The organism is Bacillus sp. P4_E1 (assembly GCF_056401715.1).
In genome coordinates, this window is record NZ_JBFUIV010000002.1 from 72,055 (window position 1) to 87,522 (window position 15,468).

General features: G+C 35.4%; 11 protein-coding genes and 1 pseudogene. 9 read left to right on the forward strand and 3 right to left on the reverse strand.

The features are described 5' to 3' along the window. Positions 1-28: 28 nt before the first annotated feature. Positions 29-1,597, forward strand: coding sequence for a BCCT family transporter (locus tag AC1DS7_RS02565; protein WP_002143945.1), 1,569 nt, complete (start codon positions 29-31; stop codon positions 1,595-1,597). A 115-nt stretch (positions 1,598-1,712) separates the two neighbouring features. Here AC1DS7_RS02565 and AC1DS7_RS02570 read toward each other — a convergent pair whose 3' ends face one another. Next, positions 1,713-3,011 (reverse strand): MFS transporter, encoded by a 1,299-nt coding sequence (locus AC1DS7_RS02570; protein ID WP_002089901.1) that lies wholly within the window; start codon positions 3,009-3,011, stop codon positions 1,713-1,715. Between the two features lie 328 nt (positions 3,012-3,339). On the opposite strand from AC1DS7_RS02570, the gene lytS reads away from it, so the two are divergent. From lytS to msrB, 7 genes and pseudogenes are all read left to right on the forward strand, one after another. Next, a complete protein-coding gene (gene lytS / locus AC1DS7_RS02575) occupies positions 3,340-5,109 on the forward strand; it encodes a two-component system sensor histidine kinase LytS (RefSeq protein ID WP_002089899.1) in 1,770 nt (589 codons plus the stop codon). Beyond that, positions 5,087-5,827, forward strand: coding sequence for a LytR/AlgR family response regulator transcription factor (locus AC1DS7_RS02580; RefSeq protein WP_002130151.1), 741 nt, complete (start codon positions 5,087-5,089; stop codon positions 5,825-5,827). Before lytS ends, AC1DS7_RS02580 begins: the two co-directional genes overlap by 23 nt. 133 nt (positions 5,828-5,960) lie before the next feature. Then, on the forward strand, positions 5,961-6,392 hold the full coding sequence (lrgA, locus tag AC1DS7_RS02585) for an antiholin-like murein hydrolase modulator LrgA (protein WP_000104908.1): 432 nt from the start codon (positions 5,961-5,963) through the stop codon (positions 6,390-6,392). Between the two features lie 34 nt (positions 6,393-6,426). Then, complete coding sequence (lrgB, locus tag AC1DS7_RS02590; RefSeq protein ID WP_000168872.1) at positions 6,427-7,119, forward strand: antiholin-like protein LrgB; 693 nt, start codon at positions 6,427-6,429, stop codon at positions 7,117-7,119. Between the two features lie 334 nt (positions 7,120-7,453). Further along, on the forward strand, positions 7,454-8,488 hold the full coding sequence (locus AC1DS7_RS02595) for an AI-2E family transporter (protein WP_002016425.1): 1,035 nt from the start codon (positions 7,454-7,456) through the stop codon (positions 8,486-8,488). Positions 8,489-8,589: 101 nt separating this feature from the next. After that, positions 8,590-9,057, forward strand: a pseudogene (gene msrA / locus AC1DS7_RS02600) (peptide-methionine (S)-S-oxide reductase MsrA); the annotation flags it as partial. Between the two features lie 45 nt (positions 9,058-9,102). After that, positions 9,103-9,555 (forward strand): peptide-methionine (R)-S-oxide reductase MsrB, encoded by a 453-nt coding sequence (msrB, locus tag AC1DS7_RS02605; protein ID WP_369811989.1) that lies wholly within the window; start codon positions 9,103-9,105, stop codon positions 9,553-9,555. 25 nt (positions 9,556-9,580) lie between these two features. Here msrB and AC1DS7_RS02610 read toward each other — a convergent pair whose 3' ends face one another. After that, positions 9,581-12,697: an efflux RND transporter permease subunit gene (locus AC1DS7_RS02610; RefSeq protein WP_016102339.1), complete on the reverse strand. Its 3,117-nt coding sequence runs from the start codon at positions 12,695-12,697 to the stop codon at positions 9,581-9,583. A 299-nt stretch (positions 12,698-12,996) separates the two neighbouring features. Here AC1DS7_RS02610 and AC1DS7_RS02615 point away from each other — a divergent pair, with 299 nt between their 5' ends. Next, the gene (locus tag AC1DS7_RS02615) at positions 12,997-13,878 is read left to right on the forward strand and encodes a TetR/AcrR family transcriptional regulator (RefSeq protein WP_016102338.1); all 882 of its coding nucleotides are present in this window, start codon (positions 12,997-12,999) and stop codon (positions 13,876-13,878) included. A gap of 23 nt (positions 13,879-13,901) precedes the next feature. On the opposite strand, the gene AC1DS7_RS02620 is transcribed toward AC1DS7_RS02615, so the two are convergent. Further along, the gene (locus AC1DS7_RS02620; RefSeq protein WP_215588651.1) at positions 13,902-15,455 is read right to left on the reverse strand and encodes an ABC-F family ATP-binding cassette domain-containing protein; all 1,554 of its coding nucleotides are present in this window, start codon (positions 15,453-15,455) and stop codon (positions 13,902-13,904) included. Positions 15,456-15,468: the final 13 nt, after the last annotated feature.

Here is a 15,468-nt window from a genome sequence, read left to right on the forward strand (position 1 = left end):
TAGATTGCTGAGGAAGGAGGAAGTGTAAATGAGGATGAAGAGTCGAAAAACGGATTGGCCTGTATTTCTTATTAGTGGTGGCTCACTTTTATTATTTGTAATTGCAGTTATTTTAAATAAAAGTTACGTAGAGGGAGCCATTAATAGCAGTTTTGCAGCTTCAATTAAATATTTTGGTGCCTTTTGGCAGGTTTTATTAATTGGTACATTTGTTGTTGCAATGTGTATGGCGTTTTCAAAATATGGGAGAGTTAAACTTGGGGGGCTAGAAAAACCTGAGATTAGTACGACAAAATGGCTCGCTATTATTATGTCTACATTACTTGCTGGAGGTGGCGTTTTTTGGGCAGCCGCAGAGCCGATGTACCATTTGATGACGGTGCCACCAATACATGAAGGTATAACTGCTGGAACGCAAGAAGCAGTCATGCCTGCTTTAGCACAAAGTTATATGCACTGGGGTTTCCTGGCTTGGACGATTTTAGGTACAATTAGTGCGGTAGTTATGATGTACGGACATTATCATAAAGGTATGCCGTTAAAGCCTCGAACGCTTTTATATCCTATTTTTGGAGAGAAATTGCGAAAGAGTTGGCTTGGAACGATGATTGATGTATTTGCCATTATTGCAGTAGCTGCAGGGACGATTGGTCCAATCGGATTTTTAGGCTTGCAAGCAAGTTATGGGTTACAAGCATTGTTTAACATTCCTGATGTGTTTACTACTCAATTAGCCATTATTGTTTGTGTAGTAGCTGTTTCTACTATATCTGCGGTAACAGGAATTGATAAAGGGATTCAAATTATAAGTAATTTAAATGTTAGGTTAGCAGTTCTATTAATGGTATTTGTATTACTATTTGGACCAGGTGGATTTATTATCGATTCATTTGTTTCTTCGTTTGGATTTTATATAAATGAATTTATTCCAATGAGCACATATCGTGGTGATACAGCTTGGTTAGGATCGTGGACAATCTTTTTCTGGGGATGGTTTATTGGATATGGACCGATGATGGCAATTTTAGTGAGCCGAATTTCAAGAGGAAGAACAATCCGAGAAATCATCGTTGCAATTGGAATTATTGCACCTATTATTACAACGTTTTGGTTTACTATACTAGGGGGATCAGGTGTGTTTTATGAGTTAATGAATCCTGGTTCTATCTCGACCGCATTAAGTGAATCAGGTATGCCAGCGGCTATGATTGCAATTACGCAGCAGTTGCCATTATCTAATATTATTGGACCTGCATTTCTTTTATTAACAATTTTATTTGTAGTGACAACAGGAGATTCAATGGCTTATTCGATTTCAATGGCAGTGACTGGAGATGGAGATCCTAGAATTAGTTTGCGAGTTTTTTGGTCGCTTATTATGGGCGCAGTTGCGGCAATTCTTTTATATATGGGTGAGGGAAGTATTAACGCCTTACAATCCTTCATTGTAGTGACGGCTGTTCCGGTATCTATTCTGTTATTCCCAATGCTATGGCTAGCGCCTAAAGTCGCAGGGGAATTAGCGTTAAAACAAGGTATTGTAAAAGAAGAAGATAAAACTAGCTTCTTGTTCCAAAAAGCTAGTAAATCAAAATAAATAATTGTATATAAGAAGAGGAAACATTTCATTTGAGATGCTTCCTCTTTGCTATTTATCCAAATACTTTTCCTGAGGGGATAGTATTTGGATAAACATTTCGTACAGTTTCAATCTATTCTAATACTTTATCTTTCGTCTCTGGGACACATAATAGCATTGTAACTAAACCGATTGGATAGATAATGAAGATGAGAGATAATGCTCCCATTAAATTACCACCTGCAGCAAGTAAGCCGATAATAACAGGTCCAAATCCAGCTAATCCACGTCCTGTACCGAAAATAAAGTTCTCTGCTGTCGAGCGAGCTTCAGCAGGATAGTTTTCAGCTAAAACAGCTCCGAATCCCCCCATCATGCCATTGGCAAAGAATCCAAGCAGTGCACTTCCCCATAACAATGATGTTGAGTCTGTGAATAAGAAGAAGTAAATGAGACAGTATATAGTACCACCGACATAATAGATTGTAAAAGTTTTACGGCGGCCAATTTTATCGGCTAGAATACCAAAAGTTGCAATTCCAATTAGCATGCCGATTGTAGAGATGAACATCCAACCGCTCGCTTTTGCTAATGTGTAGTTATATTTATTCGCTAAAATAGTTGGCATCCATGTGAAAATTCCATAATATCCGAAGTTCTGGATGAATGACATAATAATAAGACCAATTGTTGTTATCGTTACTTTTTTATTGGCAAATAACTTTCGAAGTGGGAACTTTTTCATTTGCTTTAGTTGTTCTGCCTCAGTAGTTGTTAAATTACCTTTAGCTTCTTTTTGTAACAATTCTTTTTTGTATCGTTGTTTTTGTTCCCATATTTTCGGTTCACTTAAACTTTTGCGGACGTAAACAGCTAGTAGAGCGGGAATGAGTCCAAATAAGAAAACAGCTCTCCATCCAAAATGTGGGACGATAAATGCCGGAAGGAGTGAAGCGACTAGTACGCCAAATTGCCATCCAAGTGCAACAACGGATGTCGCCTTAGCGCGCATTTCTTTAGACCATGTTTCAGTTACGATGGCCATCCCAATCCCGAATTCACCACCAACTCCCATTCCAACTAAAAAGCGAAGAATTAATAATTGCCAATAATCTGTTGCGAAATAAATAAGTGCTGTTGCTAGTGAGAATAGTAAGATTGTGAAGGCCATCGTACGGATACGCCCAAATAAATCAGCAATAAATCCAAATAAATAAGACCCGATTAGCATTCCTATTGTGGTAGCTAATGTTAAGTTTCCACCTTCAACAGGGCTTAAATGAAATTCTTTTAAAATGTAGACGAGTACGAAAGATAAGAGCAACATGTCTAAACCTTCTGCTGCATATCCTAGCGCAGAACCAAACAATGTTTTATATCTTTTCTCTTTCGTCTCCTCTGTTGTTGATTGTACATCAGTAGTGACGTTCATCATTAATCCTCCTTATTTTCTTCTACAGTCGCTATGGAAGAATAACAAAAGGCCTTCTCACCTGATATGATGAGAAGGCCAAAAAAGCATACGTATCCCTAAAAAAGACCATACGTATAGTATATTCCGACTTCCTTCTCAACCTCACGGGGTTGGGTTAAAGGACTGTATTATATTACTTTATTTTTAGCACTCTTCTGTTAGATTGTCAAATAAAGAGGGGATAGTTATGTGTAAAATATTTCAAAAAACATTTCATTCTCCTTGACGCACGCTTCATTATTTTCCCATAATAAAACTAACTAATATAAAAAGGAATGAATCACAGATGCTAAATTTAGTACTTATGATGATTGAACGCGTCGGGCTTATTGTTATTTTAGGATTTTTACTCTCTCATATTAAAACGTTCCGGCGTCTTCTTCATAAGCAAGACGGATATGTAGATAAGTTTAAGCTTATTTGTATTTTTTCAGTGTTTACAATTGTAAGCAATTACACAGGGATTGAAATAGCAGGAAATACTATTATGAATGAAAATTGGTTACAAGGTGTTTCATCATCCAGCACAATTGCGAATACACGAATCATGGGTGTTGGAATTAGTGGATTGCTTGGCGGTCCTATCGTCGGAATTGGAGTAGGTTCTATTGCGGGTATTCATCGTTATATGCTTGGTGGGACGACGGCAGTAAGTTGTGCAATTTCATCAATTTTAGCTGGGATTATAACAGGTTATATTGGATACATTTTCAAAAAATATAACCGTACTATTACTCCTAAATTTTCTGCGATTTTAAGTGTTTTTATCGTTACTTTAGAAATGCTTATGATTCTATTAATTATAGAAGATGGACTTAGTGTTGTGAAAACAATTGCGCTACCGATGATTCTTGTAAATAGTTTTGGCAGTTTCATTTTACTTTCGATGATACTAGCTATTTTACGACAAGAAGAAAACGCAAAAGCTTTGCAAACGCATAAAGTATTACGAATTGCTGATAAGACGTTACCATATTTCCGCCAAGGGCTAACAGAAGAGTCTTGTAAACATGTGGCACAAATTATTCACCGCTTTACGGGAACAGATGCGGTATCCTTAACAGATACAGAGGAAATCTTAGCTCACGTTGGATTAGCATCAGATCATCATATTCCTTCACACAGTTTAATAACAGGTTTATCAAAAGAAGTATTAAAAACAGGGAAAATAATGAAGGCAAAATCACGTGAGATTATTAATTGTCAACATGAAGGGTGTCCATTACAAGCGGCAGTTGTTATTCCATTAACTTCACATGGAAATACGATAGGAACATTAAAACTTTATTTTAAAAACCCTAATCAATTAAGTCGTGTTGAAGAAGAGTTAGCGGAAGGGCTAGCGAAAATATTCTCCACACAGCTTGAGTTAGGTGAAGCTGAGTTACAAAGTAAGTTATTGCAAGATGCCGAAATAAAAGCGTTGCAAGCACAAATCAATCCGCATTTTTTATTTAATGCAATTAATACAGTATCAGCTTTATGCCGAACAGATGTAGAGAAAGCGAGAAAATTATTATTGCAGCTTAGCGTTTATTTTCGTTGTAATTTGCAAGGGGCACGACAATTACTTATTCCATTAGAACAAGAGTTGAATCATGTACATGCATATTTATCGTTAGAGCAAGCGAGGTTTCCGAATAAGTATGAAGTGAAGATGTACATTGAAGAGGCACTAAAGGTGACTTTAGTTCCACCATTTGTGCTTCAGCTATTAGTTGAAAATGCATTGCGCCATGCTTTTCCGAAAAAGCAGCCAGTGTGCCAAGTCGAGGTACATGTGTTTGAAAAAGAAGGGATGGTTCACTTTGAAGTAAAGGATAATGGACAAGGGATTGAGAGTGAACGTCTAGAGCAATTAGGAAAAATGGTAGTTCCATCAAAGAAAGGGACGGGAACAGCCTTATATAATATTAATGAACGACTTATCGGGTTATTTGGGAAAGAGACAATGCTTCAAATTGAAAGTGAATTAGAGCAAGGGACAAAGATCCTCTTTGTGATTCCGAAAAAAGTAGAGGAGGAAAAACGGAGTGTTAAAAGTATTAGTAGTTGATGATGAAATGTTAGCACGGGATGAATTGAAATATTTATTAGAGAAAACAAAAGAAGTAGAGATAATTGGTGAGGCGGATTGTGTAGAGGATGCATTAGAAGAATTAATGAAAAACAAACCAGATATTGTTTTTCTAGATATTCAATTATCTGATGATAATGGATTTGAAATCGCAAATATATTAAAGAAAATGAAAAACCCACCTTCAATTGTGTTTGCTACTGCATATGATCAATATGCGTTGCAAGCATTTGAAGTAGATGCGTTAGATTACATTTTAAAGCCATTTGATGAAGAACGTATCGTACAGACATTAAAGAAATATAAAAAACAAAAGCAAATAAAGTTAGAAACAAAGCAAGATGTAAAGAGTGTAGATGTAACGGCCGAGATGCATAAATTAGCATTACCAATTGAGGAATCAATTGTACTTGTTAACATTGAAGATATTATTTATGTAGGGCTTGTAGATGGGAAAGTAACTGTAAAAACAATGAAAGAAACATATGTAACACATGATACGCTTGTCATTTTGGAAAAGAAATTACCACAAACAATTTTTATGCGTGTTCATCGTAGTTTCGTTGCTAATATTAATCATATTTCTGAGATACAGCCGTGGTTTAATTCGACTTATAACTTAATTATGAAAGAGGGATCCAAAGTCCCGGTTAGCCGTACATATGCAAAAGAACTTAAAAAGCTGCTTCGTATTTAAGAAGCAGCTTTTTGTATTTCGTCTGCCTATTTTTGTAACTAATTTTGTATATTTGACGTTCTGTTATGTAAACGCTTACAGTTTTGTTTTTATCTTATACAATAAAGGTACCAAATCGAAAGAGGTGGCCAAAATGAGTACGAAAAAAGTATATAGTTTCTTATCACAAGCATTCATATTTTCAGCTATTATGTTAGTTTCTAATATTATTGCAACGCATTTACCAATTCCAATGCCTTCATCGGTGATCGGATTAGTTATTTTATTTAGCCTATTATGTTTAAAAGTTATTAAATTGGAACAAGTTGAATCACTCGGAACGGCTTTAACAGGTATTATCGGATTCCTTTTCGTTCCATCAGGTATTTCGGTTATTAATTCTCTCGGTGTAATGGGACAATATTTTGTACAAATTTTAACTGTAATTGTTGTCGCAACAATTATTTTACTCGCTGTAACAGGATTATTTGCACAATTTATTTTAGGAAAAGACGATAAAGAAATAGAAGATACGAAAGAATTGAAAGTAGTAAATAAAGGACGCAAGCACGGAAAAGTTGCGTAACCAATTTAGTATATATTGTTAGGAGGGAATGAACATGGCAAGCACAATGACTCCATATTTCGGAATCGTCGTTTCATTAATCGCATACGGAATCGGAACATTATTATTTAAGCATTCAAAAGGATTCTTCTTATTCACACCATTATTCGTAGCGATGGTATTAGGGATTGTCTTTCTAAAAGTAGGTAACTTTACTTTTGAAGAATATAATACTGGCGGAAAAATGATTAGCTTCTTCTTAGAACCAGCAACAATCGCGTTTGCAATTCCATTATATAAACAAGTTGATAAGTTAAAAAAATATTGGTGGCAAATTTTATCGGCTATTGTGGTTGGATCTATTTGTTCAGTGGTTGTTGTGTTCATTGTCGCAAAAGCAATTGGTCTAGATACAGCTGTAATGAACTCAATGTTACCGCAGGCAGCAACAACAGCAATTGCATTACCAATCTCTGAAAGTATCGGTGGTATTCCAGCAATTACATCATTTGCAGTTATCTTTAATGCTGTTATCGTATACGCATTAGGAGCTTTATTCTTAAAAACATTTAGAGTTAAACATCCGATTGCTAAAGGTTTAGCGCTTGGAACAGCAGGACATGCGTTAGGGGTTGCAGTAGGTATCGAAATGGGTGAAGTAGAAGCAGCTATGGCCAGTATCGCTGTGACAGTGGTTGGTGTCGTAACAGTGGTGGTTATTCCAATGTTCATGCCGTTTATTGGATGATAAAACTTACTAAAAAAAATATAAAAGCAAGTTATTTGTAGGACGGATTTCTACTGATAGCTTGCTTTTTATGTTACAGTAGTGGTAAGACCTATTGAAGGATAAAAGTTTCCTTAAATCTTCATTAATACTACGTATAATGCGTTCTGAAATAGGTCATTGTATTGTAAAATAAGAAGTAACATAATATATAGCACAATTAACGGGTGGTTAGAGTTGAATATAAATTGCTCGCAATGGCTTTAATATTAAAGGATAATTATAAGTAGAGGATAGAGAGAGATCTACTTGTTAACGTTTTACTTTATAGGACAGGAGAGAGTACTCGTCGATTATGCAAATAAAAAACCTGTTTCAAAGCAAAGGATTTCAGAGGTTAATCGTATTAGTATTACTTGCTCTCATATTGTATGGGATGCAAAGTATGTTAAATTTAATTTTAATTACGTTTATGTTGACGTATTTAATGGATCGATTCCAAAAGTTTATTTCTCGTAAATTAGATCATTTCATGCCAATTAATCGAAAAATTATTATAGCGCTTTTATATGTAATGTTAGTGGCGGGAATTGCCATTACGCTATTTAAATATTTACCGGTATTAACAATACAAATTTCACAATTGATTTATCAATTTAATGTATTTTTAAGAAATCCACCTGATAGTGAATTAATTAAGTATGCAGTTAATGCTGTTAATCATATGGAGCTTTCTAAATATGTGGGGCAAGGCGTAGACATTTTGTATAAATCTATTACGAATGTTGGGAAATTTGGCCTTCAAGTTTTACTTTCTGTAATTTTAAGCTTATTTTTCTTACTTGAAAAAGCACGTATCGTTGCTTTTACTTCGAAATTTAAAGAAAGCCGACTTGCAATTTTCTATAACGAAATAGAGTATTTCGGAAAGAAATTTGCACGTTCATTTGGAAAAGTAATCGAAGCACAATTTTTAATTGCAATTGTTAACTGTGTTTTATCTGTTATTGCATTATGGATATTAGGATTCCCGCAATTACTAGGTTTAGCGTTAATGATTTTCTTGCTTGGTTTAATTCCAGTGGCGGGTGTTATTATCTCGTTATTCCCACTCTGTATGATTGCTTACAATATTGGCGGTATTATGTATGTCGTTTATATTGTAGTTATTGTAACAGTAATTCATGCACTTGAGAGCTATGTATTAAATCCGAAGTTTATGTCACAAAAAACAAACTTACCAATCTTCTACACATTTATGATATTAATTTTCTCTGAGCATTTCTTAGGTGTGTGGGGACTTATTATCGGTATTCCAATCTTCATTTTCTTATTAGATGTCTTAGATGTGACAAGTGATGAAATGGAGAAGGACGTTGGAAAAAAATAAAGTGAAGTAAAGAAAAAGCATCGATGTTCGATGCTTTTTCTTTTATAACATGACGTTCCTTATGCCATACTGTAAGGAGAAGATAGAATAGGGGTGAAATAATGGCTGTAAATGAAAAGATAGAGTTAGCTACGTTTGCCGGAGGGTGTTTCTGGTGTATGGTTTCGCCATTTGAAGAGATGGAAGGGATTATACAGGTTGTTTCAGGCTATACAGGTGGCCATAAAGAGGATCCAACGTATAAAGAAGTGTGCTCGGAAACAACTGGGCATTATGAAGCAGTACAAATTACATTTGATGCAAATAAAATGCCGTATGAAGAGTTGTTAAATATATATTGGAGACAAATTGACCCGACTGATATAGGGGGACAATTCCACGACCGCGGGCAGTCTTATGAAACGGTGATTTTTTATCATAATGAAGAACAACATAAAAAGGCAGAGGCTTCAAAAGAAGAGCTCGAGAAAAGTGGGCATTTTTCGAAGCCAATTGCGACAAAAATATTGCCAGCTGCTACGTTTTATCCAGCTGAAGAATATCACCAAGGATATTATAAGAAGAATACATTTCGCTATGAGTTATATCGTAAAGGCTCAGGTCGAGATGCTTTTATTAAACAACATTGGCCAAAGAATAATGCTCATTTAAAAGAAAGATTAAACGAGATGCAGTTTTATGTAACACAGGAAAATGGGACAGAACCGCCTTTTCAAAATGAGTATTGGAATCATAAAGAAGAAGGGCTTTATGTAGATATTGTTTCGGGGGAACCATTATTTACTTCTTTCGATAAGTTTGATAGCGGCTGTGGATGGCCGAGTTTTACGAAACCAGTTATGTCAGCTAGTGTGAAAGAAAAAATGGATGTTAGCCATAATATGACGCGTACGGAAGTGAGAAGTAAAGAAGGAGATTCACATCTTGGGCATGTATTTCCAGACGGCCCAGGACAAAACGGCCTTCGTTATTGTATTAATTCGGCAGCGCTACGCTTTATTCAAAAAGAAGATTTAGAAAAAGAAGGATATAGTGATTTCCTAATCTTGTTTGGGAATAAAAAATAACCTCGCAGTCAGCGAGGTTATTTTTTTATTTTACTTTTTTCTTTTTAAATTTGCTTAATGCTTCATAAACGATTGGAACAATAAGAAGTGTTAATAACGTTGAACTTGTTAATCCACCAATTACTGTTACGCCAAGTCCTTTAGAAATTAAGCCGCTACCTTCAAATCCTAATGCAAGCGGGATAAGAGCCCCGATTGTTGCAATTGCAGTCATTAAGATAGGACGCAGGCGTGTTGTACCAGCTTCTAATAATGCTTCACGTGTTGATAGGCCGTCATTTTCTTTATGAATAACACGGTCAATGAGCACGATTGCGTTCGTTACAACGATACCAATTAGCATAAGAGCCCCAATCATCGCAGATACGCTTAACGTTTCGCCAGAGATTAATAAGGCAACGAGTGCACCAATGATTGTGAATGGTAGCGAGAATAAAATTGCGAATGGTGCAAGGGCACCGCCAAATGTAACAACAAGAACGAAGTATACAATGGCAATCGCAGCTAACATCGCTAAGCCAAGTTGTTTGAATGATTCTTGAATATCTTGTGTAACACCACCCATAGAAACATCTATACCAGAAGGAAGATCCATTTTATCTACTTCTTTTTGAACAGCGGCAGATGCTTTTGAAACGTCATCAGATGTTAGTTTTGCACTAACTTCCGCATAAACACGGCCATCACGATGTGTTACTGTGTTAGAAGTTTCACCTTCTTTTACAGTCATAACATCTTTAACAGCAACTTCATTACCAAGTGGTGTTGTAATTTTACGATTTGTTAAGTCATCGATCGTTTCATAGTTTTGTTTTTCAGTTTCTACATATACATTTATATCTTTATCATCTTTTTTAATTGTTGTAAGAACAGGGCGGTCATGTTGATTAGAAAGTCCCATTCCAATTTGAGCAGCAGTTAGCCCCATTTTACTTAACTTTTCTTGATCAGCGACTAAAGTATATTCTGCATATGTTTTTGCAACACTAGAGTCTATGTCTTTTAAATCTTTATTTTTCTTCATGATATTTTGAATGTCTTTCACGACAGGCTTAATTTCTTCAGAGCTATCTCCATAAACGTATAGCTTAATTTCGTTACTACCGCCACCTGCTCCGAAATCTTGGTTTTTCCATTCACCTTTTCCAGACATCTTTTGTAAATCTTTAACGACTTGTTCTTTCTCTTTTTCAAAGTTTTTCGTATCGTTATCATATTGAACGAAGAACATCGCTTGATTTGTTTGACCAGGGCTCATTGGGTTTTCGCCGCCTAATGAGAATTGAATCGTTTTGACGTCTTTTTTATCTTGGAAATGTTTTTCAGCTTTCGTTGCAATTTTTTCAACGTCGTCTAACGTTTGACCTGGCTCAGGTTTGTACGTTGCGATAATCATTTTTTCTTCTTCAGATGGTAAGAAGCTGACACCGATGATTGGTACAAGTGCAAGGCTGCCTACTAATAGGAGGACTGTGATACTTGATGTAATAATTTTATGGTTTAACGCCCATTCAAGTATACGTTTATAGCCGTTTGCTAATTTGCTTGGTTTTTCCTCATGATGTACTTCTTTTTCTCTCATGCTTTCCTTCTTAAATAAGGAATGTGCTAGCATCGGCACAATTGTAACTGCCACAAGTAAGGAAGCAAGTAGGGCAAAAACAATTGTTAAAGCAAATGGTAAGAACATTTCACCAATCATACCCTTTACAAGCCCAAGAGGTAAGAATACAGCGATTGTTACAATTGTAGAAGACATAATCGGGATAAACATTTCTTTCGTAGCTTCACGAATTAAATCTTTCCCACGTAATTTCTCTTCTGATAAAGACATACGTCGGTAAATATTTTCAATAACAACAATTGAGTCATCAACAACGCGTCCAATAGCAACTGTCATTGCTCCAAGTGTCATAATGTTAAGGGTAATATCCATTTGTTTTATTACTAAAACTGCAATTAATAAAGAAAGTGGTATAGAAACGACAGAGATTAGTGTTGTTCGAATGTTTCGCAGGAACAACATAATAATAACAATCGCAAAGATAGCACCGAAAATAGCTTTGCTAAGCATTGTTTCGACTGATTTTTCAATAGGCGCACCTTGATCGAATGTTGAAATAATCTCTAAGTCTTTATATTTTTTCTCAAGGTCTTTTACTTTATCTTTAACTGCATTTACAACATCAACTGTATTGGCATCAGCAGCCTTCACAATTTGAATACCGATTGCTTCTTTTCCATTCGTTCGAGAAATGGATTCTGCTTTTCCAACTTCTTTAATATCAGCAATCTCTTCTAATGTAACCGTTGGTATGCCATTCATAGCGGCCGGATTCATCTGTGGTGCTTGTGTTCCAGCACCAGCGTTTTGGCTACCTTGACCATTCGGTGATGAAGGGATAGCTGGAATTTTTAATTCTTTTAATGCTTTAATTGTTGTAATGTTACCATCGACAACAACTGATTTTTCCGTATCTTTAAATGTATATAAGCCAAGTGGTAACGATACGTCCGAACCTTTAATCATATTTTTTACAGTATCTTCACTTAAACCTAATTCTTTCATCTTATCCTTTTTGAAGACAAGCTGTACTTCGTCTACTTGTTGACCTGCGATTTGAACAGATGCGACACCATCAAGTCCTTTTAATCCAGGAACAATATTTTTTTCTACATTTTCTGTTAAGGAAGCTAAAGATTCATTTTTACTCGCTACGCTTAATGAAATAACAGGAAAGGCATTAAAGTTTACTCGTGAGACTTTCGGGTCTTTCACACCTTCTGGCAGTTTCACGTTTGCGAGCGATTCTTTAATTTCCGTTTCGGCTTTTTCCATATTTTTATCAAAATCATATTCTACCTGAATAGAAGATGCGTTTTGATAAGATGATGAACTAACAACGTTTACACCGCTTAAATTTTGGAGTTGCTCTTCCATTGGTTTTGAAATTTTATCAGCTACTTCTTCTGGTGTAGCACCAGGATAAACCGTGGTTACTGTTACAATCGGTGTTGTAATATCAGGAATTGTCTCCAGCTTCATATTGAGTCCAGAATAAATACCCGCAATAGTAACAATAATGGTTAGTAGCCAAACTGCGAACTTATTTTTTAACGTGAAATTGATGATTTTGTTCATGTTTGCGCTCCCTTTTTATTATATTGACCAATCGGTCAGTCTAATACATAATATAACTGACCGATTGGTCAGTCGTCAATGAAAAGAGATGGTATAATAAAATCAAACTGTAAGTAGTCGGTTTCCTATTCTTTTTCTGATCATTGGCTTTTACTAACCGGATTTTATAGATGGAAAGGCTTCTATATAAACCATTTACTCCATTAAATTTTAGATGGGGAGTTTTATTTTCAGTTAATGTGGAATAAAATCAAGTTTGAATTTACATAAGATGCGAGATTAAATTTAGGAGAGAGAATATGAAAGAAAAAGAGCGCTTAATTATAGAGATGGCTATGAGGTTATTTGCAACTAAGGGTGTAAATGCAACGTCAGTACAAGAAATCGTAACCGCATGTGGTATATCAAAAGGAGCTTTTTATTTATATTTCAAATCAAAAGATGAGTTATTATTGGCCACACTTCGATATTATTATGACAAGATTCAGAAGAAAATGCTGGATATTGAAAAAGAATCTTTATTACCACGTGAAAAATTTGACAAACAATTATATTGTCAGTTTACTGATGTGCAAAAACATAAAGAATTTATTATTATGCATGCAAGAGAAAATGCAATTCCGTTTAATAAAGAAGTAGAAGAGTTTATGATGAGGATGAAATTAGAGTCTCATACATTTTATCGGAATAGCTTACTGTCCATTTATGGTGACAAAGTCAGTCCATATTTGTTAGATTTGGTAATTATGGTAGAAGGAATATGCCACGGTTATTTACAATTAATTATTTTAAATGCACCGGAAATTGATTTATCCTATGTTTCGACCTTTATTTTACAGAGGATAGATAATTTAGTAGAGGGGCTTCTAGAATCTTCGGAGGAACCTGTCCTACATGAAGAGAGACTAGGAGAATTTCTTTGTAGTTCCGAGTTTATTAAGGAACAGGTGAAGGAACATTTTCTAAGTGAAATTATTGTATTTAAACGAACATTAGCTGATCAATTAGAAAATGATGAGTTACTTGTAACTTTAGATGTTTTAGAAGCAGAAATGAGATTGCAAAATCCAAGAATTCCAGTCATTAGAGGTATGCTTGCTAATTTAGCGGTATATCCTAGTTTAAATGAGTTTCGATTGAGGCTTACGGCATACTATAATATAAAAAATCCTTGCATATAGAACGCAAGGATTTTCTATTATAATTAAGAATTATTTTGTGACCACTCTTCAACATTCCAAGTTTTTGTTATCCAACCTTCATAAAATTCTGGTTCGTGACATACAAGAAGGATTGTCCCTTTATATGCTTTCAGAGCTTTTTGAAGTTCTTCCTTTGCTGTAACATCAAGATGGTTTGTTGGCTCATCGAATAGGATCCAGTTACTTTCTTCACCCATTAACTTACATAAACGAACTTTTGCTTGTTCGCCACCACTTAATTGATTTAGCGGGCGAGAGATATGCTCATTTTTTAATCCGCATTTCGCTAACATTGCACGAATTTGATGTTGGTCCATGCTAGGGAATGTGTTCCAAACATCATCAATTGGTGTTATATTATCCGCTTTTACTTCTTGCTCAAAGTATGCAGGCTCTAAGAAGTCACCAAGACTCGTTTTACCGCTTAAAGGTTTAATTTTTCCTAAAATTGTTTTTAGTAATGTTGATTTACCGACACCATTACATCCAACGATAGCAATTTTTTCACCGCGTTCAATTGTCATTGTTAGTTTTGGTAATAATGGATGTGTATATCCGATTTCTACATCTTCACCTTCAAAGACGAAACGGCTACTTGCACGACACTCTTTAAATGAGAACTCTGGCTTAATTGCTGTTTCAGGACGATCAATACGCTCCATACGATCAAGTTGTTTTTGACGACTTTTTGCACGACCTGTCGTTGAATAACGAGCTTTGTTCTTTGCAATAAAGTCTTCCTGCTTTTTAATAAACTCTTTCTGTTTTTCATAAGCATTTATATGTTGATTTTTATTAATTTCGGCTAACTCTAGGAATTTTTCGTATGTCGCTGTATAGCGCGTCATTTTTGTAAATTCTAGATGGAAAATAACATCAACGCATTTGTTCATAAATTCCGTATCATGAGAAATTAATAAGAATGCATGTGGATATTCTTTTAAATAATTAGTTAACCAATGAATATGTTCAACGTCTAAATAGTTAGTAGGCTCATCGAGTAATAACACTTCTGGTTGCTCAAGTAATAGCTTTGCAAGTAATACTTTTGTACGTTGTCCACCACTTAGTGCTGAAACATCACGATCTAAGCCGATTGCATCAATTCCAAGACCTCTTGCTGCCTCTTCGATTTTCATATCTAGTAAATAGAAACCACCTGCTTCGAGAGCATCTTGGATTTCCGCCATCTCCTCAAGAAGTGCCTCTAATTCTTCTGGTGTTGCCGTTCCCATTTTTTCTGCAACTTCATTTAAAGCTTTTTCTTTTTCAAATAAAGGTAAAAACGCGTCAGCTAATACATCACGAATTGTGCGACCAGGTGTTAAAATTGTATGCTGGTCTAAGTAACTGTAATTTGTACCAGGTGTCCATTCTACACGGCCTTCATCATGGATAAGTTGACCAGTAATAATATTCATAAATGTTGATTTACCAACACCGTTTGCACCGACTAATCCGACATGTTCTCCTGCTAGTAAACGCATGGATACATCTTTAAATAATGTGCGATCGCCAAATGTATGGCCTAGTTTTTCTACTGTTAATAAGCTCATAGTATCCTCCGTC